Origin of the sequence: Gilvibacter sp., assembly GCF_965601605.1 — a bacterium.
In the GTDB taxonomy this organism is placed as follows: domain Bacteria; phylum Bacteroidota; class Bacteroidia; order Flavobacteriales; family Flavobacteriaceae; genus Gilvibacter.
In genome coordinates, this window is sequence record NZ_CBFCWJ010000036.1 from 1 (window position 1) to 21,566 (window position 21,566).

The 21,566-nt window shown below is 44.1% G+C and carries 17 protein-coding genes and 1 pseudogene; 9 read left to right on the forward strand and 9 right to left on the reverse strand.

Features of this window, described 5'->3' with window-relative positions; all coding sequences use genetic code 11:
- The 3 genes and pseudogenes from ACSLP7_RS09965 to gldJ form a co-directional block, all read right to left on the reverse strand.
- Positions 1 to 208 (reverse strand): annotated as a pseudogene (locus ACSLP7_RS09965) (hypothetical protein); the annotation flags it as partial.
- Between the two features lie 3 nt (positions 209 to 211).
- Positions 212 to 1,495, reverse strand: a complete 1,284-nt coding sequence (locus ACSLP7_RS09970) for a UDP-N-acetylmuramoyl-tripeptide--D-alanyl-D-alanine ligase (RefSeq protein WP_435579170.1) — start codon at positions 1,493 to 1,495, stop codon at positions 212 to 214.
- Positions 1,496 to 1,576: 81 nt separating this feature from the next.
- Positions 1,577 to 3,244: a gliding motility lipoprotein GldJ gene (gene gldJ / locus ACSLP7_RS09975; protein WP_435579171.1), complete on the reverse strand. Its 1,668-nt coding sequence runs from the start codon at positions 3,242 to 3,244 to the stop codon at positions 1,577 to 1,579.
- Positions 3,245 to 3,447: 203 nt separating this feature from the next.
- Between gldJ and porU the strand changes: the two genes are divergently transcribed.
- The 9 genes from porU (at position 3,448) to ACSLP7_RS10020 (ending at position 15,676) form a co-directional block, all read left to right on the forward strand.
- Complete coding sequence (gene porU / locus ACSLP7_RS09980; protein WP_435579172.1) at positions 3,448 to 7,263, forward strand: type IX secretion system sortase PorU; 3,816 nt, start codon at positions 3,448 to 3,450, stop codon at positions 7,261 to 7,263.
- Positions 7,264 to 7,341: 78 nt separating this feature from the next.
- Complete coding sequence (porV, locus tag ACSLP7_RS09985; protein WP_291182667.1) at positions 7,342 to 8,493, forward strand: type IX secretion system outer membrane channel protein PorV; 1,152 nt, start codon at positions 7,342 to 7,344, stop codon at positions 8,491 to 8,493.
- A 68-nt stretch (positions 8,494 to 8,561) separates the two neighbouring features.
- Positions 8,562 to 9,044 (forward strand): cytidine deaminase, encoded by a 483-nt coding sequence (cdd, locus tag ACSLP7_RS09990; protein ID WP_435579173.1) that lies wholly within the window; start codon positions 8,562 to 8,564, stop codon positions 9,042 to 9,044.
- A 109-nt stretch (positions 9,045 to 9,153) separates the two neighbouring features.
- Entirely contained in the window at positions 9,154 to 10,152 is a 999-nt protein-coding gene (pdhA, locus tag ACSLP7_RS09995) for a pyruvate dehydrogenase (acetyl-transferring) E1 component subunit alpha (protein WP_435579174.1), read from the forward strand.
- A gap of 2 nt (positions 10,153 to 10,154) precedes the next feature.
- Complete coding sequence (locus ACSLP7_RS10000; protein ID WP_435579175.1) at positions 10,155 to 11,771, forward strand: pyruvate dehydrogenase complex dihydrolipoamide acetyltransferase; 1,617 nt, start codon at positions 10,155 to 10,157, stop codon at positions 11,769 to 11,771.
- Between the two features lie 75 nt (positions 11,772 to 11,846).
- Entirely contained in the window at positions 11,847 to 12,524 is a 678-nt protein-coding gene (locus ACSLP7_RS10005; RefSeq protein ID WP_435579176.1) for an SDR family NAD(P)-dependent oxidoreductase, read from the forward strand.
- Positions 12,524 to 13,120 carry a SprT-like domain-containing protein gene (locus tag ACSLP7_RS10010; RefSeq protein ID WP_435579177.1) on the forward strand — a complete coding sequence of 199 codons (597 nt, stop codon included), beginning with the start codon at positions 12,524 to 12,526 and terminating at the stop codon, positions 13,118 to 13,120. The genes ACSLP7_RS10005 and ACSLP7_RS10010 overlap by 1 nt, the downstream gene beginning before the upstream one ends.
- 6 nt (positions 13,121 to 13,126) lie before the next feature.
- On the forward strand, positions 13,127 to 14,206 hold the full coding sequence (locus ACSLP7_RS10015) for a mannose-1-phosphate guanylyltransferase (RefSeq protein WP_435579178.1): 1,080 nt from the start codon (positions 13,127 to 13,129) through the stop codon (positions 14,204 to 14,206).
- A 3-nt stretch (positions 14,207 to 14,209) separates the two neighbouring features.
- Positions 14,210 to 15,676: a DUF389 domain-containing protein gene (locus tag ACSLP7_RS10020; protein WP_435579179.1), complete on the forward strand. Its 1,467-nt coding sequence runs from the start codon at positions 14,210 to 14,212 to the stop codon at positions 15,674 to 15,676.
- Between the two features lie 45 nt (positions 15,677 to 15,721).
- On the opposite strand, the gene ACSLP7_RS10025 is transcribed toward ACSLP7_RS10020, so the two are convergent.
- The 6 genes from ACSLP7_RS10025 to ACSLP7_RS10050 are packed head-to-tail and all read right to left on the reverse strand — an operon-like array spanning position 15,722 to position 21,564.
- The gene (locus ACSLP7_RS10025; RefSeq protein WP_435579180.1) at positions 15,722 to 17,356 is read right to left on the reverse strand and encodes an FG-GAP-like repeat-containing protein; all 1,635 of its coding nucleotides are present in this window, start codon (positions 17,354 to 17,356) and stop codon (positions 15,722 to 15,724) included.
- A gap of 52 nt (positions 17,357 to 17,408) precedes the next feature.
- Complete coding sequence (locus ACSLP7_RS10030; RefSeq protein WP_435579181.1) at positions 17,409 to 18,182, reverse strand: ABC transporter ATP-binding protein; 774 nt, start codon at positions 18,180 to 18,182, stop codon at positions 17,409 to 17,411.
- Positions 18,182 to 18,928, reverse strand: a complete 747-nt coding sequence (locus tag ACSLP7_RS10035; protein WP_291182687.1) for an MlaE family ABC transporter permease — start codon at positions 18,926 to 18,928, stop codon at positions 18,182 to 18,184. Before ACSLP7_RS10035 ends, ACSLP7_RS10030 begins: the two co-directional genes overlap by 1 nt.
- Before the next feature lie 46 nt (positions 18,929 to 18,974).
- Positions 18,975 to 20,054, reverse strand: a complete 1,080-nt coding sequence (locus ACSLP7_RS10040) for an alkaline phosphatase (RefSeq protein ID WP_435579182.1) — start codon at positions 20,052 to 20,054, stop codon at positions 18,975 to 18,977.
- Positions 20,055 to 20,103: 49 nt separating this feature from the next.
- Positions 20,104 to 20,961 carry a glycosyltransferase gene (locus tag ACSLP7_RS10045; protein WP_435579183.1) on the reverse strand — a complete coding sequence of 286 codons (858 nt, stop codon included), beginning with the start codon at positions 20,959 to 20,961 and terminating at the stop codon, positions 20,104 to 20,106.
- Between the two features lie 57 nt (positions 20,962 to 21,018).
- The gene (locus ACSLP7_RS10050; protein WP_435579184.1) at positions 21,019 to 21,564 is read right to left on the reverse strand and encodes a methyltransferase; all 546 of its coding nucleotides are present in this window, start codon (positions 21,562 to 21,564) and stop codon (positions 21,019 to 21,021) included.
- Positions 21,565 to 21,566: the final 2 nt, after the last annotated feature.

Below are 21,566 nucleotides of genomic sequence, written 5' to 3' on the forward strand. Positions count from 1 at the left end.
GCACCGCAAGAATACTGTGCAGTTCGTGCTCCGCTTCTGGTAGTTGTGCAAAAAGCTGATACAGTTTGGTAGTGTCTAAACCTTGTGCGCGCAGATCTGCGGTCTGCCAGCCGTCATTAAGCTGTTCGGGTTGGGTGTACTCGTAGTTGTTTTGAGCAATAGCGCCAAAGGCCAGTAAACTAGTAAAAAGGAAAAGAAGTAAACGCATGGTTTACAAGATATCCAAAATACGTTCCAAAGCCATGCCTCGGGAGCCTTTTATAAGTAACAAGTGGCCTTCCACATCTTTTTGCTGCAATGCGACAACCAGATCTTCATACTCGCTGCATTTGATCTGTTCATCATGAGCATTTACTGCATAAAAGTTAGCGCCTACTAGGAATACGCGATCAAAGTTCAATGAGTGTGCAAGATCGGCAACGGCTTGGTGTTCTGCCACGGCCGTTTCGCCCAACTCAAACATATCACCCAGAATGACTGTTTTAGCGGCTTCACTATCCAAGTCCTTAAAACTTTTTAAAGTGGCTTCCATGCTGCTTGGATTGGCGTTATAGGCGTCTAAAAGGATCTTGTTTCTCGGCTTGCTGATCCATTGGGAACGGTTGTTCTCTGGATTGTAGCTTTCCACGCCTGTTTTGATTTGGGCTTCAGTCAATCCAAAGTGCAATCCAATACCAATGGCCGCTCTAATGTTCTTAGCGTTGTGTTCACCGATCAAATGACTTTGTATTTCAGTGTCGTTGAGTTTAAAGATCACGCTAGGATTTGTACCTAAGAGTTCTAGGCTATTGCCCTCCATCTCTGACCCAATGAGCACCTGTTTCATTTCTTGGGTCAACTCCATCTGCTTGGCGTCGTCTTGGTTAACAAAGACCATTTTGTCACGCGCTGCGATGTTTCGGTATAATTCTGACTTGCCTTTGATCACACCTTCAATTCCCCCAAAGCCTTCTAAGTGTGCTTTCCCAAAGTTGGTAATAAAGCCATAATCCGGTTCTGCAATAGCAGAAAGTTCTGCGATCTCTCCTTGGTGATTGGCGCCCATTTCTACGATCCCAAAGTCATTTTCTGAACTGAAGCTGAGCAAGGTGAGTGGTACTCCGATGTGATTGTTGAAATTCCCGCGAGTCGCTTTTAGGTTGAATTTTTGCGACAAGACCGCAGCTATGAGTTCTTTTGTGGTGGTTTTGCCATTGCTTCCAGTCAAAGAAAGGATGGGTAGGCCTAGTTGTCTGCGATGATAGGTTGCAAGCTCTTGAAGCGCTTTGAGACAATCGTCTACTAAAAAGTAGGTGCCTTCCACAGGATGCTCGTATTCGGCCTGATCGATCACCGCTGCCAAAGCACCATCGTGTAATGCAGGTGCTGCAAACTTATTACCATTAAAGTTGGGTCCGCTGAGGGCAAAAAAGATCTGATTGGGTTCTAATTTCCGGGTGTCGGTACAAACGCCATCACTCTTTAGAAAGGCCTGATAAAGTTGCTCTAGATTCATCACTCACAAAAATAAGGGAAGCGGCGGTCAAAAAAAAAGCCCTGCATGATTCATGCAGGGCTTTTTTAATATTTCCATTTCCTAATTTCTAGGACGCTTTCTGTCTTTAGATTTTGATCCTACGCGAGACATCGCACAACGGAAACCGATATAATCAGTTGCCATGTCCTGAGGGAAGAAGCGGCGTTGTGCCGGATCTAACCAGTAGTCACGATCTCTCCATGAACCACCCTTGTAAACACGAACCTCATTGTTGATAAGTGAAGTACGCTTGTTAGACTCGTCATATTGACGGTCCAAATTACCAGTAGATCCATCTGTTCCTACCAAGTGTTTCGGTGAGTTGTACATACGCTTTTCATCGTCGTATTCCGCATCGTCATTAAACGATTCGAAGTAACGCGTTGAACGTCTGTCACCATCGCGGTAATCGCGGTTGTCACTCTGATCAAAGTTTGTTCGTAGGTAAGTTTCGTCTTCATCAACCGGAACCTGAAGAATTTCTCCTGGTAGGTTACGAGCAACGATCTTACCGTTGTTTAGGGTATCCCAAACAATAGAATCCGCTGTTACGATCTTCACTTTACCATCTTCACCAATGTAATTCTTAGTGTAAACATTACCACGGTAGTAGTTGAAGTCGTTGAATTCGTCATCTACAATTGGACGGTAGATATCAGCAACCCATTCGGCTACGTTACCGGCCATGTCGTAAAGACCATAATCGTTAGGCTGGTAAGACTTCACTTCAGCAGTGATGTCTGCACCATCGTCACTCCATCCAGCAATTCCACCGTAATCACCATCTCCTTGTTTGAAGTTGGCCAATTGATCACCGCGGCTTCTGCGATTTCCAGAGCGTGTGTATTGTCCGTCCCATGGGTATTTTTTACGACCACGGTAAACGTTGTATGAACGCAGTCCAACCAATCCTAGGGCAGCGTATTCCCATTCCGCTTCAGTAGGCAAGCGATAAGCTGGCAATAGCAATCCATCTTTACGTTGCACGTAAAGGTTGGTACTGTCTGTATTTCTTTTTAGCATTGAAGCAGATCGCTTTCCACCACGTGTAATTGAATCGTTACCTCCGTAGGCTTGAGTTGGCGCATTCAAATAGGTTTGGGTGCTGAAAGCCTGTCCTTCTGTAATGTTGGTCTTAGCACCACGGGCAGTAAAACCTTCTTGTTCTAAGATCAATTCATTAACACGGTCAGTTCTCCAGTTGCTGAATTCGGTAGCTTGAACCCAACTAACTCCAACTACGGGATAATCTGCATAAGCAGGGTGTCTCAAGTAGTTGTTGGTCATAACTTCGTTAAAACCAAGTCGGTTTCTCCAAACAAGTGTGTCTGGAAGAGCTCCGTCATAAATTTTCTTGTAATTGTCGTTTTCCGGCGGGAATACGCTCTTGATCCAATCTAAGTACTCTAGGTACATTAGGTTGGTCACCTCAGTTTCGTCCATGTAGAATGACTGAACGTGTTGCTGATTTGGTGAGTTGTTCCAGTCGTGCATCGGATCGTCTTGAACACGTCCCATGGTGAAAGTACCTCCTTCAATGAACACTAGACCAGGGCCGGTCTCTTGTTCTTTGGCTTGAGGATTGTACTGAAAGCCACCTTCTTTGGAATTCATCTTCCAACCTGTAGCGCGCGAACTGCTTTTGTAGTCGCGGGATTTACTACAGCTAAAGATGATCGTGCTCAGGAATACAACAGCTAATAGCTTAAGTATTGTTGGTCGTTTCATGTTTTAGTTCTGTTAAGAAATGGGTTCGCAATATAGTAAATAACGTAATATCTTCAACATTATTTCTTTATTGATACTCGCAATGGCCCGTAGGCCATAGGATAACGCAGTATTTGCAAGTTTAGTATGCTATCTTAAAAAAAAATACATTGAAGCCTTATTTTTGTAAATACTAATACGTCATTTACGACGTTTTGAATGTGATGACCAAAAAAATTGCTTTTCTGTTCCTGCTATTGCCCTTTTTAGGTATTGCGCAGCAAAATGCTGTAGTGCTGCCTTGGCAATCGCAAAATCAACTCAGCCCAGAAGCTACAGAGATACCTTTACGAAATGTTGACCAATTGGCCAGTGCTTCGGGTTATGTGTATTATAAGCAATGGGAAGACGGTCAAATAGTCAATCCCAATTCTTTACAGATTTCCAATATGAGGTTTGTTCCGCTAACCGCTGCAGAACAGGAAGGCTTGGATGCTGATTTGGTTCCAAACACAGTCTCTGCAACTATAGAGACAGCTCGCGCTAGGGACAAACAATACTCAGTTATTGGAATTACACCTATAGTTAAGCGATCTGGACGTTTTGAAAAGTTGATTTCTTTTACTGCAGATTACAGTTATCAAGCAACGGCTGGTGTTAAGAGTACTTCATTGCCCATAACCAACTCCGTATTGGCTACTGGGACTTGGTATAAATTTCAAATTGACCAGACTGGGGTCTATCGTATCTCTAGAAGTTTCTTGACTTCTTTAGGGATGAATCTGGATGGCATCGATCCTAATACCATAAAAATATATGGACACGGCGGGAAACCACTTCCCCGACGAAACAATCAAAACGACGCATTTGATCTTCCCGAGGTGGCTATTCAAGTTATAGGAGGAGATGATGGAAGTTTTGATTCAGGCGATGAGATCCTGTTCTACGGAGTGGGAACGCGCGGATATATTGAAGATTTAGACACCAACATCAACCCATATAGCGATGAAGCTTATTATTATGTCACTGCGGGAGGAACCCCAGGGCGTCGAATCGCTACACTGAACGAACCTGATGGAGCACCCACAGCGGTGATTACTCAGTTTGACGATTATCAATTCTTTGAAGAGGATGACTTTAGTATCGTCAACGTTGGCCGCCGATGGTTTGGTAACCCTTTTGAAATTGAAAGCGAACAAACCTTTGAGTTTACCTTCCCAAATATCGTGGGCGGAACAGACATGGCTATGACCGTCAAAACAGCCGCGGCATCGGAATCTGCAACTACCATGGATGTTTCAGTGAACGGATCGCCTCAAGATGTTTTGAGTTTTGTGGCTATTGGTGAAGTTGCCTTAGCATCAGGGGATAATTATATAGGAGTAGTTCCAGCCAGCGGAGAAGAAGTAACGGTAACTCTTACCTACAACAACGCGGGGAATCCAGCCAGTTTTGCATTTCTCGATTATATAGGTATTACTGCCAGAAGACAGTTAACCGGTGTTGACGGGCAGTTCCCTTTCCAGTATAATGACGCCGCAGGCATGACAGGAATTGGGCAGTATAGCCTCAGCAATGCCAGCGATTATACCCAGATTTGGGACGTAACGGATCCTCGGAATCCATTAGCCAAAGCAACCCTCGGGGAAGCCACCGTTGATGTGAAAGCCACTTTGGGTCAAGTGAGACAGTATGTCGCGGTGACACCAAGTGATTACTTTTCACCGATTCGAGCAGCAGAGACCTTTGTGGCCAATCAAAACCTGAAAGGGACTTTGATGCGAGATGCCAATGGAGATTTTCAAGACATAGATTATCTGATCGTTGCTCCGCCATTTATGATGCAACCTGCGCTGCGACTCGCTGCGCACCGCGCAGACCGTGATGGGCTGCGGGTAAAAGTTGTCTCTACGGACCGTATTTATGAAGAATTCAGTTCTGGAGCACAAGACATTGGCGCAATAAGAAACCTGGTCAAATACGTTTACGACAATGCCTCTAGTTCCGCCAATCGCATTAAGTATCTCTGCTTGTTTGGAGACACCTCGGTAGATTACAAGGATCGTTTATCCAACAACAATAATATTGTTCCAACCTATCACACCTTTAATAGTTTCAATACGCTGGCAGGATATATGTCAGACGATTTTTATGGCATGATGGACCCAACCGAAGGGCGTATGGAATCAACCAACCTATTGGATATTGCTGTTGGGCGTATCGTTGCAGACGATGTGGCTCTGGCCAATACCATGGTGGATAAGTTGATTCGTTATGACAACAAACCAGCATTCGGAAACTGGAGGAACAATTTTGTTTTGGTTTCTGATGATGTGGATGAAGCCTTTGAGTACAACACCTTAGAGGTGAGTTTGGATAATTTGGGAGACGATATCGCCTCCAACAAACCCTTTATTAATGTAAAGAAGATCCACACCGATGCCTTTTTACAGGAAACTTCCGCTGGAGGTAACCGTTATCCAGATGTGAATGAAGCCATTGTCAATTCCATTGATGTGGGAACTTTGGTTTTGACCTATTTGGGGCACGGTGGGGAAGACGGATTAGCCAAGGAATTTATATTCACTAAAGACGATGCAGAAGGCCTGCAAAACACCAATAGATACCCGCTCATTGTCACGGTAACTTGTGAATTCTCACGATTTGACAATCCGCTTAGACCGACGGCTGGAGAATTTACCTATTGGAACGAGAACGGTGGTGCTGTAGCCTTGATCACAACAACACGGACCATTAGTGTTGGTTTGGGAGTAGATTTTAATAATATTTTGGCGCCACTGCTTTTTGCTTTTGGCTCTGATAATTTTGACGCGCCCTCAGAATCGCTCAGAAAGGCCAAGAACCTCATTATATCTGACGAACGCAGACGTGTAGTATTCTATGTTGGAGATCCAGCCATGCAACTGGCTTTCCCAAAGCAACAGATCCGTCTAAATACAGTAAACGGAACTCCGATCACAGCGGCCACAGATACCTTAAAGGCTTTGAGTCGTGTTAAACTCGGAGGAGAAGTACTATCTCCTACAGGAGCGCCGCTGCCTGATTATAATGGTGTCGCGCAGATCAAAGTATTTGACAAGAACGTTCAACGACAGACTTTAGGTAATGACGGAGTGACCGCAACAGACGGGACGCTTTTAATTTTAGACTATCAGACTTTAGGCTCGGGACTGTTCAACGGACAGGCCACGGTTACCAATGGACAGTTTGAAATTGAGTTTGTCGTGCCGCGAGATATTGCGCAACCGGTTGGAAATGGGCGCGTGAGTTTTTATGCAGAAAAGGACAACGCCTTTGAAGATCAAACCGGATTCAATGAAGATATTCGTGTGGGTGGGCTCGATGAGAATGCCCCAGATGATAACCTCGGACCAGAGATCCAACTTTTTATGAACGATGAGAGTTTTGTCAATGGAGGCATCACCAACGATTCTCCTATTCTTATTGCCAAGTTGATGGATGAACACGGAATAAATACCGCCAGTGGTATTGGTCACGATATGCTCGCCATCTTAGACGGCGATGAAGCCAATCCTATTATTTTGAACGATTATTATCTGGCCGGCGTGGATGATTTCACAGAAGGAACTGCCAATTATCGTTTGAGAAATTTAGAAGAAGGACCGCATACGCTCACCCTAAAAGCGTGGGATACTTATAATAATTCCAGTACTGCAGACATTCAGTTTGTAGTAGCCGGAGATGATGAGCTGCGCTTAGAGCGGGTGCTCAATTACCCGAACCCTTTTGTGAACTACACTGAATTTTGGTTCAATCACAACAGGCCTTTTGAGCCCTTAGAAGTTCAAGTTCAGGTCTTTACCGTGAGCGGGAAGGTGGTTTGGACTAAGAATCAAGTGGTTACTACGGATGGCTTTTTATCGCGAGATATCGTATGGGACGGACGCGATGATTTTGGAGATCGCATCGGAAAAGGAGTCTACGTATACAAACTAACAGTAAAATCAACTTTGACGAATCAGCAAGTAGAAAAATTCGAAAAACTGGTCGTCTTATAAAACGGAACAATGAAGTCCTTGAAAAAGTTCAAATGACTTCGAAAAATAAATTTATATTTGCTCAAACGACGAAATCTCATGAAGAAAATATGTATAGCCCTAGTGATGTTAATGATCGCAGGGAAATCAATGGCCCAGGAAACGGCAGAACAACGAGTGATCACCACAGGTGTTCCTTTTTTATTAATCGCTGCTGATGCTCGTGCCGCTGGTCTTGCCGATATGGGTGTGGCTACTGGAGCGGACGTTTTCTCACAACAGTGGAATCCGGCCAAATATGCCTTTTCGCTTTCTAAGCAGGCGATTGGTGTTACCTATACACCTTATCTAAGTCAATTGGTTAACGATATCTTCTTGGGTAACGTGACTTATTACAACCGTATCAATGAAAACTCAGCTGTAGGTGCTTCTTTCCGTTACTTTAGTAATGGTGAGATCGAGCTTCGTGAAACTGCAGGACAAGAGCCATTGATCGTACGTCCTAACGAATTTGCGTTAGACCTTTCTTATTCATTGCGTTTGAGTGAGCGTTTCTCTATGGCAGTTGCCGGACGCTTTATCAACTCTAACCTGCGTTTTGATCAGGTAAATGACGCGAGTGCTGCAAGTACATTTGCAGTAGATATCGCTGGTTACTACCAGAGTGAGGAAATTGCATACAACAGCTTTGACGGACGTTGGAGAGCTGGTTTCAACATCTCTAACATCGGTCCTAAACTGAGCTACGGAGATGATGCTCCGGATAACAACATTCCAACCAACCTTTCTATTGGTGGTGGATTTGATTTCATCTTAGACGAATACAACCGTATTCAGGTGATGGCAGAGATCGATAAGCTATTAGTGCCAACGCCACGTGATTTCAACGGAGACGGTGTGATCGATCAGGAAGATGCACAAGAGTATGAAGACATCAGCTTCCTTTCGGGAATCTTTGAGTCATTCGGAGATGCTCCTGATGGATTCTCAGAAGAATTGAAAGAAATGCAGTGGGCTTTAGGTGCGGAATACTGGTACCAAGACGTATTTGCCTTTAGAGCCGGTTACTTCAATGAAAGTGAAGATAAAGGTTTTCGTAAGTTCTTCTCACTTGGAGCAGGATTCAAATACACTTCTTTGGCTTTTGATGTGTCTTATCTATTCTCAACTTCTCGTTCTGTTAGTCCTTTGGAAGGAACGCTTCGTTTTGGTTTGACCTTCAACTTTGGAGATACCTACGACGAATACTAGAAAATCAAAAACATTTAAAAAGGCTACCTTATGGGTAGCCTTTTTTGTCTCTAAACAATTCAGTCCGCATGAAAGAACAGAAAATTACGACCACATTTGATGTCTATCCAAATTTGGAGGCCTTACCCGCTGAGGCCAAGTTTCTCATGCAAAAAGCCATAGCAGCTAGAGAAGATGCCTATGCTCCTTATTCTAAATTTAAGGTAGGCGCGGCTGTTGCCTTGGAAAATGGCGTTTATGTGATCGGAAGCAATCAAGAGAATGCTGCTTATCCAAGCGGACTTTGCGCAGAGCGGGTCGCGATCTTTAGTGCGGGAGCGAATCATCCCGGTGTGGCCATAACGCAAATTGCCATTACAGCCACGGCTCCTGACTATGAATTAAAGGAACCCGTTACCTCTTGCGGAGCCTGTAGACAAGCCATGCTTGAATACGAGTATAAGCAGGAATCCGAGATTGAAATTTTCTTTATGGGAGCCTCGGGTAGCGTGGTAAAAACCAAGTCGGTAGCCAATCTTTTGCCATTAAATTTCAACAGTTCTTTTCTCTAAAACGTTTTCGTTGTGAAAATTAATTTTAGGGGTTTTTCTTATCCTTGGGAAAACCGTATTTTTGTTAATCTGTTACTGAAAAATTGTACTGAATAATTCAGAGCGACCAATGAAAAAAATCACCAAAAAAACATACCTCGACTGGTACGAAAACATGCTTTTCTGGAGAAAGTTCGAGGATAAGCTTGCACAGGTTTACATCCAACAAAAAGTGAGAGGGTTCTTGCACCTTTACAACGGACAGGAAGCTGTCCTAGCAGGAGCGCTTCACGCCATGGATCTGAGCAAGGACAAAATGATCACTGCATACAGAAACCACGTTCAGCCTATCGGGATGGGAGAAGACCCTAAACGCGTTATGGCAGAACTTTACGGAAAGGCAACGGGTACCTCTCAAGGTTTGGGTGGATCCATGCACATTTTCGCTCCGGATAAAGGATTCTACGGCGGACACGGTATCGTGGGTGGACAGATTCCACTCGGAGCCGGTTTGGCCTTTGCAGAAAAGTATTTTGATAAAGGCGGAGTTGTATTGACCTATATGGGAGATGGTGCAACACGTCAAGGTTCTTTGCACGAAACCTTCAACCTGGCGATGCTTTGGAATCTGCCTGTGGTTTTCTGTGTTGAGAACAATGGATACGCTATGGGTACTTCCGTAGAACGTACTGCTAATCACTCAGAGATCTGGAAGCTCGGTTTAGGATACGAAATGCCGTGTAAGGCTATTGACGGTATGAAGCCAGACGTAGTTGCCCGTGAAATGGATGAAGCCATTGAGCGCGCACGCAGTGGTGGAGGTCCAACTTTCTTAGAGATCAGAACATACCGTTACCGCGGACACTCCATGAGTGATGCGCAGCACTACAGAACCAAGGAAGAAGTAGAGCGCATGCGTGATGAGGATCCAATCTCCTACGTATTGGATATCATCTACAAGAAAAAATACGCTACAGAAGACGAAATCGCGGAAATTGATAAGCGCGTTAAGGATAAGGTTGCTGAATGTGAGAAGTTTGCTGAAGATTCGCCATATCCAGATAAGAACGTAATGTACGACGTTGTTTACGAACAAGAAGATTATCCTTTTTTACCGCATAAACTATAACAATGGCTACAGTAATTAACATGCCTAGATTGAGCGACACCATGGAAGAAGGTGTTGTTGCGAAGTGGTTGAAGCAGGTTGGAGATTCCGTGTCTGAAGGAGATATCCTCGCGGAGATCGAAACTGATAAGGCAACCATGGAATTCGAGTCATTTTATGAAGGGACTCTTTTACATATTGGAATCCAAGAAGGTGAAACTGCTGCAGTGGATACCCTTTTGGCCATTATCGGAGAGTCTGGAGAAGATATTTCAGGATTGTTGAATGGAGCTTCAGAAGAAGCTTCCAGTGAAGCAGCATCTGAGCCAGCAGCAGAAGCTGCCCAAGAAGCGCCAGCGAACGACGGTGGAGGTGCAGTAAGCATCCCTGACGGAGTAGAGGTGATCACCATGCCGCGTTTGAGCGATACCATGGAAGAAGGAACGGTTGCTACTTGGTTGAAAAAAGAAGGTGACGAGGTTGCCGAGGGAGATATCCTTGCGGAGATCGAGACCGATAAGGCCACCATGGAGTTCGAATCTTTCTACGCTGGAACCCTTTTGAAGATCGGGATTCAGGAAGGAGGAACCGCTCCGGTAGATGAGGTTCTTGCTATCATTGGCCCTAAAGGAACCGATGTAAGCGGAATTATAGAGAACTACGGAAAGTCTGGTAGTCAGCCAGCTGCAAAGCAGGAGGCACCAGCACCAGCTCCAGAGAAGAAAGTTGAAGCCCCTAAGCCGGCCGCAGCGCCAGCACCAGCACCAGCAACTCCTGCTGTAGCTAATGACGGTGGACGCATCTTTGTTTCACCTTTAGCGAAGAAATTAGCAGAGGAACGCGGAATCAACCTAGCTACTGTAAAAGGAAGCGGCGAGAACGGGCGTATCATCAAACGCGATATTGAGAATTACCAGCCAGTTGCTGCAGGCGCTCAAGCGTATGTACCTGTTGGTGAAGAAAGCTTTGAAGAGGTTAAGAACTCGCAAATGCGCAAGACTATTGCCAAGCGTTTGGGTGAATCTAAATTCACAGCTCCTCATTACTATTTGACTATTGAGTTGGATATGGATCACGCTATTGCAGCTCGTAAAGCAATCAATGCTGCTCCGGACGTGAAGATCTCTTTCAATGACATGGTAGTGAAAGCTTGTGCTATGGCACTTAGAAAGCACCCTCAAGTCAATACACAATGGGCTGGAGATGTAACTAGAATTGCTAAGCACATTCATATTGGTGTTGCCGTAGCTGTTGATGAAGGCCTGTTAGTACCTGTATTGAAATTTGCAGATCAAATGACGTTCTCTCAGATCGGAGCCAACGTGAAAGAGCTCGCTGGTAAGGCTAGAAACAAAAAGTTGACACCTCAAGAAATGGAAGGAAGTACCTTCACAGTTTCTAATTTAGGGATGTTTGGAATTCGAGAATTCACCTCCATCATCAACCAACCGAACTCTGCTATCCTTTCTGTAGGAGCCATTGTTCAAAAGCCGGTTGTAAAAGACGGAGCCATTGTTCCTGGTAATGTGATGACTGTTACTCTAGCTTGTGACCACAGAACTGTGGATGGAGCTACGGGAGCCGCTTTCTTGCAAACCTTGAGAACTTATATTGAGAATCCGGTGACCATGTTCGTATAAGAACATCTGCATCGTGTAAATAAAATAAACCTGCTTGCGGCCCCTGGGGTTCAAGCAGGTTTTGTAATTTAAAGCATGGGAAAAAACATAATTATTACAGGGACCAGCCGCGGCATTGGTTTGGAATTGGTTAAACAGTTTACTGCCGACGGACATCGGGTTTTTGCCTTGTCCAGAAACGATGAACCTACCGCTTCTATCATTGGCTGTTCGAGTATTTCCTGTGATCTAACAGTTGAAGATCAAATACGAACTTCAGTGGCAAAGATCCTATCAGAAGTAGATCAAATAGATATTTTGATAAACAACTCAGGTTATTTGGTCAATAAACCCTTTGGGGAGCTCTCCGCAACAGATTGGTTGCAATCCTACAGTGTTAATGTCTTTGGTGTTGCGCTCTTAACTCAAGCAGTATTGCCTGCCATGCCCAAAGAGGGTCATGTAGTTAATGTGAGCAGTATGGGAGGAATTATGGGAAGCGCTAAATTCCCTGGGCTCACTGCATATAGCTCCAGTAAAGGTGCTTTGATCACCATGACCGAAGTGCTTGCAGAAGAATTTAAAGAAAGCGGTCCATCATTCAATGTATTGGCCCTGGGTGCCGTGCAAACAGAAATGTTGGAAGCTGCTTTCCCGGGCTATCAAGCTCCGATTACGGCTGCTCAAATGGCCGACTATATCAAGACCTTTGCCCTAAGCGGAAACACGATGTACAACGGTAAGGTATTGCCTGTATCTTCTTCAACGCCTTAATGGACACTGTTTTAGAAAAGTATATTCCTAGCGCCGCGGTTCCGCTTTGTGTGGAACTGATTAAAAAGAATGGCGTACATTTAAAGATCGTGAATCAGCGCGTGACACGACATGGAGATTACCGACAAATGCCAGACGGGAGTCATCAGATCACCGTCAATGCAGGATCAAACCCCTACAGATTCCTAATCACGCTCGTCCACGAAATAGCGCATCTGGTCGCATTTAAGACGTACTCTCGTCGAATCAAACCGCACGGAAAGGAGTGGAAGCGTACATTTACATCGTTAATGCTTCCGTTTATAAACACGAAGGTGTTTCCATCAGAGTTGTTACCGCTTTTGGCCTTGCATTTCAAGAATCCAAAGGCCAGCAGCGATACGGATGCGAGATTGGCTTTGGCGCTTGGTGCATACGATCCGCCAAGTGATGATAAATTTATTTTTGAGATTCCTTTTGGAGGCGTTTTTAGACTGTACAATGGAAAGATCTTCAAACGCGGTAACAGAAGGGTAAAACGTTATGAATGCGTGGAGTTGGCTACGGGACGGATGTACCTTTTTAGCCCCAACGCAAAAGTTGAACCGATCAGCTAAAACATTATGAACAAAGATTATTATGCGGTCATTATGGCCGGAGGAGTAGGTTCCAGATTCTGGCCAGTGAGTACTTCAGCGTATCCAAAACAATTCCACGACATGTTGGGTACCGGGGATTCTTTAATTCAAAAAACATTTAAAAGACTGTCGCGCTTGGTCCCAGAAGATCAAATCTTGATCTCTACCAATGACAGTTATAAAGACCTTGTGCAAGAGCAATTACCACAGGTGACTGATGCGCAATTGGTCCTTGAGCCTGTTATGCGCAACACAGCTCCTTGTATTTTAATGGCGGCTTTAAAAATCTATAAAGAGAACCCTAATGCCGTAATGGTAGTGGCTCCGTCTGATCATTGGATAGAGGACGAGCAAGCTTTTACAGACAATATAAAGACTTGTTTTGAGGCTGCTGCACAGGAGGACATTTTGATGACTTTGGGAATCAATCCAACCTTCCCGAACACGGGTTACGGTTATATTCAGTATGAGGGCGAGGCTGAATCCGCAGTAAAACCAGTGATTCGTTTCACTGAAAAACCCGACTATGAAACGGCCAAAGCGTTTTTAGCAGAAGGCAATTATGTATGGAACTCTGGAATGTTTATTTGGAGTGTAGCCAGTATTGTAAAGGCCTTTGAAACAAAATTGCCAGCCATGCACGCCTTGTTCATGCAAGGGATGGAGGTTTACAATACCGATAAAGAATTTGAGTTTGTGGGAGCGCGTTTCCCGGAGGCGGAGAATATTTCCATTGACTATGGTATCATGGAGCAAGCCGATAACGTTCGTGTGTTGCCCGCGACCTTTGACTGGAATGACCTCGGAGCTTGGGGTGCTCTCTATGACAAACTTCCAAAAGACAATGACAATAACGTAGTGGTTCGTGCTAAAGCACAACTGAACAATGCTACTGGAAATATGATCTATACGGCTGGTGAAAAAGTAGTGGTACTCGAAGATCTGCACGATTTTATCGTCGTGGAGAAAAAAGATGTACTTGTGGTAGTTCCTAAAGCGAAAGAACAAGAAATTAAGCGTATCTTAAACCAAGTGAAAGAAAACTTCGGAACTGATTACGCATAATTTATGGAGCAACAATCACAGCAACCTGACGACGCTAAAACGCAGGTGCAAAAAGAACATATTAGGAAAGAAGCTAAAGGGCTTTTCAAAAGTGTCCGCCAATTTGTGGTGGACATCTTTGACTTTAGAGGTGATACAGATAGAGAATCTACGGTAGATGCCGTTAAGGCAGATATCCCTTTTAAGGGAGCTACGGCTTGGATCTTGATCTGTTCCATCTTTGTGGCCTCCGTAGGACTGAATGCCAACTCAACGGCAGTAGTGATCGGAGCGATGCTTATCTCGCCGTTAATGGGTCCTATTTTAGGTATTGGACTTTCCATTGCTATTAATGATATCGACACGCTGCGCAAGTCTTTGATCAACTTCGGAGTTATGGTGGTGCTGAGTGTACTCACTGCATTCCTGTTTTTCTGGTTGTTTCCGCTGCGGGAAGAGACCTCGGAACTTCTGGGGAGAACCCGACCGGATTTTAGAGATGTGCTTATTGCCTTCTTTGGAGGTCTGGCCCTGATCATTGCTCGAACCAAAAAAGGAACCATTGCCAGTGTGATCTTTGGAGTTGCCATTGCCACAGCCTTAATGCCACCTTTGTGCACGGTAGGATATGGTTTGGCTGAGTTTATTAAAGAGAACCCTAACGGACTGTCTTTTGCCTTGGGTGCTTTATATCTCTTCAGTATCAATACGATTTTTATCGCCTTGGCGACCTTCATTGTAGTGAAGGTGCTTGGGTTCCCAATGATCCGTTATGCCAACAGTAAGCGGCGTAAACGCATTGCACGTTTTGCTTCGGTTGCGGCATTGATCGTAATGTTGCCAGCAGGTTATACTTTTTACAATGTAATCAAGGAAAGCCGATTCAATGAGGCGGCCAAGAATTTTATCAATAACGAACTCAACAGTCTGGACAATGCTAATTATATAAAGCGAAATGCCACCTATGATTATAACAATGGTGAGGGCGGCTCTATTGTGATCACCACCTTTGGGCAGGACAATATCCCAGAAAGTACAGAAGCCGTCTTAAGAGGACGTTTACAGGCTTATCAGCCGTTGGTGAATGCCAAGTTTGAGGTGAATCAATCGCAGTTTCAAAACGGATTTGAAGATGAACTCCGCTATATGGAACAATTGCGTACTCGTGATTCCTTGGATTTACTGAGTCAGTCTCAAAAGATCCAGTATTACGAGCAGGAATTACTCAAGCTGCGGATGTTGGAAAGAGATCTGATTCCGTTTCAGGATATCTGTGACGAGGCGCGTATCAATTACGATGCTCTGACCAGTATTCAATACGCCAAGACATATGTCAATGACTTTAAAAAGATAGACACCTTAAATGTCTTTGCGATACGCTGGAACGATTCCTTGCCTTTGGATCAACGTTCCGCTTATACCAAAAGACTTACCAATTGGTTAAAGTTTAAACTCAAAGCAGATACCCTAGTGGTTCAAGAACTGCAATAAAAAAAGCGCCCTAGAGGCGCTTTTTTTGTTTTATAAGTTGAGAACTTATTGCTTGATAAACTGCTTGCTTACCGTTTGTCCTTCAACCTCCAATTGAATCAGATAAACTCCTCTATTCAATCCAGAAACGTCAATGCTGTTGTTTTGATCGATACTTGTTTCAAGTACGCGTCTTCCGTTGGTGTCATAAACGGCTACAGAAGTTTCTGAAAGATTGTCTAAGGAGAACTTTAAGCTGTTTACAGCAGGGTTAGGATAAACTTGTAAGCCGTTGATCTCAAAATCAGTTACAGCCAAAGGAGAATCTCCTTCTGTATACTCATGCGTAGTATTGATGTCTGGATTCAGATATTCGTCAACATTTCCGCTTGGCCATTTGATGATCAATTTGTCAATGCTTCCAGCAGTACCCAATCCGAAGTGACCGGTAAGACTACTCATGTGGCTAAAGCCAGTTCCAGAACGGATCTCGCGAATTTGGATTCCCCAATCTCCGTAAATCTCAATACGAGCTCCAATTCCTTGAATATTACTTTCTACTCCGATCAACTTGGCTTTTACCCAGTTGTTAGAGTTTCCAGAGTTGATCCAAAGGTCGTTGTTGCGAACAACATCTAAGAATCCATCGTTGTTCATATCGCCAATTCCTCCTTCATCAAAAGGAAGGTCATAACCTGTAAAGGTACCGTCACCGTTGTTGAGGTATAATTCACGAGCAAGCTCTGAAAAGATATCTACAAAACCGTCGTTGTTAAAATCGGCAGCTTGATTTTCCCAGGCTCCAAGATCATTTGGATTGATTCCTGTAGAACCAATGATGTCTACAAAGTTTCCGTTCCCGTCGTTTTGCATAAAACGGTTCTGATTGGTGTGGTTTACAATAAAGGCGTCAAAGTCACCGTCATTGTCAAAATCTTGGAATACGGTAGACCAGCTTTGTGCGTTGTCACGCATTCCAATATCTAAAGCATTTTCTGTAAAGGTTCCATCACCGTTGTTGGTGTACATGGCATTATCTCTGTCTGGATCTCCAGCACTCGCACCACCTCTACACTTGGTCAAGAACATATCGGTATCGCCGTCATTGTCGTAGTCTACCCAAAGAGAAGCATAATTTCCTGGGCGGTCCAGAGTAACAATCAAGGTTTGATCCATTACCAAGTTTCTACTCCCGTCATTGCGGTACGGGTGAGATTCATCAACATCGTGACATACAAAGGCATCCAAGTCCCCGTCATTATCAATATCGATCACATTAGAACGTTGTGAGAAGATATAGGTAGAATCACTGTTGTCGTAAGTGAATCCGCTAATCGTGGTTCCGTCCGTTGAATCCGCATACAAGAAGGATGCGCGGTTTCCGTTACCTAAAACAAGGTCGGTAAAACCATCTCCATCAATATCTCCAGCCGCAATACTCCAAGTTGGAGGAGAGGCGATACTCATGGAGAAAAACTGCGAAGTAAATGTTCCGTCAGGATTCTGAAAGTCAATTCCAACACCTCCACCAGAAACACGAACGTAATCGTCTAGGTTATCGCCGTTCATATCAACAGCAGTTTCTGTTCCAGAGGTTGGGTAAGACGCGATCAGATCGTCTTCATTGGTAAAGCTAACAGTTTGAGAATACATGGTGGCTACAGCCAAAAGAGCAGCTGCGCAGAGCGTAATTTTTTTCATACTTTCTTTTTAGAGGCTTAAATGTACTGTTTTTCTGGAACTTGACTCCGGTTTATCTGGGAGCATTTTCCTTGAGCTGTACTTCTCGGATCTTTTTGAAGAGGTTGGACGAATACACAAAATTGGTCACGTCCTTGTTTTCGGTTTTAAAGATCTCGTTGTTGGAACCCTGCCAAACTAGGTTTCCAAATTGCAGAAAGCAGATCTTTTCACCGATCTCCATTACGGAGTTCATGTCGTGCGAGTTGATCACGGTGGTGATATTGAACTCTCGAGTGATCTCTTGGATGAGGTTGTCAATGAGGATGGAAGTACGCGGATCTAGCCCAGAGTTGGGTTCATCACAAAAAAGGTACTTAGGGTTGTTGACAATGGCGCGTGCAATTGCGACGCGTTTTTGCATCCCTCCTGAGATCTCTGATGGAAATTTTTTATTGACGTTTTCTAGATTGACACGAGCCAGTACGGTATTTACGCGGTCTAGGAGTTCATCTTTCTTTTTGTTGCTGAACATGCGCAGGGGAAACATCACGTTTTCCTCCACAGTCATGGAATCAAAGAGCGCACTGCCTTGAAAGACCATCCCAATATCTTCTCTCAGGTCTCGTTTTTCATCATCATTCATGTCCTGAATGGCCTTGTCTTGAAAGAAGATTTTACCCTTCTCAGGAGTGAATAAGCCCAATAGACATTTTAGAAAAACAGTCTTTCCAGAACCACTTGAACCAATGATCAAATTGGTTTTCCCTTGTTCAAAGGTCGTGGAGATCCCTTTAAGAATTTCTTCTTCCCCAAAGCTCTTATGTAATCCTTCTACGCGTATCATTAGCTGAGTAACATTTGGGTGATTAAATAATTCATCAAGATGATCAATACTGAGGTCCAAACAAAGGAATTCGTATTGGCCTTACCTACTTCCAATGCTCCACCTTTCATAAAATATCCTTGCCAAGATGGCACGGTGGCCAGTATGAAAGAAAATACAAAGGTCTTGATAAAGGCATAAGTGACGTGGAAAGGCGTAAAGTCAGACTGCAAACCTTGAATAAAAGCATCGCTAGTACTGAATCCACCGTAAACTCCAGCAACCCATCCACCGACAATTCCAATGAACATAGAAATACCAATAACCAATGGGAAGAACATCAAGGCAATGATCTTAGGAAAGACCAAATAATTCAAGGAATTGATTCCCATAACCTCCAAGGCGTCTATCTGTTCGGTAACCCGCATGGAGCCAATACTCGAGGTAATCGCAGATCCTACCTTACCTGCCATAATGATGGCCATAAAAGTAGGCGAGAACTCTAAGATGATGGATTGTCGCGTTGCAAAACCGACCAAATACGCGGGAATCAAAGGGTTGGAGATGTTCAATGCCGTTTGGATAGCGACTACACCACCCACAAAAAAGGAAATGAATCCAACGATACCCAAAGAGTTGATCACCAGTTCGTCTACCTCTTTTAGAATGAGGTCACGCAGTACAGAGGCCTTGGTAGGTCTGCTAAATACACCGCGTAGCATAATAAAATACGAGCCGATGTCTGCTAAAAGCTTCTTTGGATTCATCTACAAGCGAAGGTACTAATTATTTAGGCGTAAAGACAGCCACTTATTATTTAAGCGCTGCAGCGATCTTATCGAAGATTCCAGTGTTCTCATAGATGCCCGTAAAAGCTTCTGCACCTGGGCCAAAGGCCAAAACAGGAATCATGGTAGCAGAATGTCCTCCAGTTGAAAAGCTAGGAGCAATGCTGTTGTAGTCACCCTCATTGGCTGCTAAAGTAAACCCACCAGTTTCATGATCTGCAGTAACTATAACTAAGGTTTCTCCATCTTTCTGAGCGTAGTCTAAAACAGCGCCGATTGTTTTGTCAAAGTCTAACATCTCTCCAATCAAATAATCAGCGTCATTGTCATGCCCGCCCCAGTCAATTTGAGAGCTTTCTATCATCAAAAAGTAACCGTTCTCATTCTGAGATAAACATTCAATTCCTTTTAAACTGGCCTGTGTCAAGAAATCTCCGCGGCCTTCAATAAATTTAGGTAAAGCGTTCGCCGCCATAAAGATTCCCATCTTTTCTGCGGTAGTTGTTGGAATCGCTGTGGTATCTAAGGCAAAACCCTTGTTTTGCAGTTCGCTCAGTAAGTCTTTCTCATCACTGCGCTGATTAAAATATTTAAGACCACCACCAGCAAAATAGTTCAACTTAGAATTGACGAGATCTAAAGCGATGTCTTCATGCATGTTTCTGGACACTACGTGGGCATAAAAACTGGCTGGAGTAGCGTGCGTAATGGTCGAGGTTGCTACCACGCCGCTGCTCATGTTTTGTTTTACGAGTATTTCCGGAAGGTTCTCAATAGCCGTACTGTCGCTGGCTACACCAACGGCGCCGTTGTACGATTTTGCCCCACAAGCAAAGGCTGTAGCTCCAGCTGCAGAATCTGTGATCAATTGTGCTGACGAGGATGTTTTTATTAAACCAACAACTGGGAATCGTTCTAAATTTGGAGTTCCCTCTCCATAGAATTGAGGCGCTGACATTTGGCTAACACCCATCCCATCACCGATCAATAAGATCACATTCTTTGGTCCTTTTGATTCTGGTGTACTGGTAACTTCTTTTTTAGATGATTGATTTTGACAACTCAAAAGCATTACGCTTAGGAGCAAGGAGCCCAATATTCTCATGTCTAAGATTTTTGTAAAAATACAAATACCCAAGCAGCTAGAAGTGTCTCTAGCGGCCAATTAACTTTTGCATAATACTGCGGCAGCGTTGTTTGCGCATAAAAGCTCCTTGAGGCTTGCTCACTAGGAATGTATCTCCGCTAAACCAGGACTTGAAATAGCCGATAATCGTATGGTAAAAGAAGCTTGCACTCTTTTTTCGAACGGCCATTTTTAAGCTGGCAATAGTGGTTAGGAAGAAGCGGTAGCGCATACGATAAAAGGCCTGTCCTTGTTTAAAGCGGGCGCTGCGGTTATAGGTTTTTCCAGTGGGTTTTAAATGCTTCACGGCGAGCTGGGGTAGGGTGACCACCCGCCAGCCGTGGTATCTTGTCAATAGCTCATCAACGGTATCCCAGCCCATGGCTTCTACCAAACCATCATTCTGCTCAAAGCAGGCCTTTCGATATGCTTTGAGAGCTCCGCGAATGTGATCTTGACTCGTCAGGTTTTCTAAAACCCATTGTCCGTTTTCTAGAATATGACAAAAACCACCAACCATACCAATCTCGGGGTCTGATTCAAAAGTGGTTTTATGCAGTTCCAAGTAGTTCTCAGGAAAAATGAGGTCTGCGTCGTATTTGCAAATAATATCGACTTCTTCGCTAAGGTGTTCCAGTCCAAAATTAAAAGCCGCAATGACCTTGGAACCGGGTAAATGTCCTTCTTCCACTTTGGGCTTTTGAACGAATCTTAACTGCGGATGGGATTCGGCATATCCAGACACGATCTCAGCTGTTTGGTCTGTTGAACCATCATCAACCACAATAATTTGTGCTGCACCGTAGCTTTGATTCAAGAGTGAATCTAAGGTCTGGCCAATGTGATCGGCCTCGTTATGTGCAGGAATGATTATGCCAAATTTCATCAGAAGTAGCTTTTACTACTGAAAGCGAAAGTAAAGAAAAAGCAGAACAACTGCTGTTTAATAATTGCCGACTTGTCCTTTGGAAGGGCGTTGGGCATAGACCAAATAGTAACGTGGGGTAAAGCGTCTAAGAAACGGTCGTATCCCGATTTTTTTGGTTGGGTTGGTGAATTTTTTGCGCTTAATGATCTGCCAGCCTGCTTTTTCTAAAAGCCAGTCAAACTGCCAATCTTCAAACTCGTGGTAGTGTCTGTCACGCTCATCAGTCTTGCTTTGATATGCACTGGCAAACCACAGTTTAAGCGGTACAGAAGCCACTAAGTAGTTCGCTGAAGATTCTTGCAGCAGTGTAAAAGGAGCAACTAAATGTTCTAAGATCTCAAAGGCAGTGAGTACTTCACGGTCCGTGTTCTTTACTGCGGATACATCCAAATCAAGATCTTCCCCAGTGGTGTTTTCAACATCATATCCGGCCTCTGTCATGTATGCTGTAAACGGATTGGTAACCCCTAGGTCTAAAATGCTTTTATCCGTAGGGACAACCTCCTTTAAAAAATCTAAAGTGAGCTGATAGCGCTTCTTGGGAAGCTTGCCGTCGTACATAG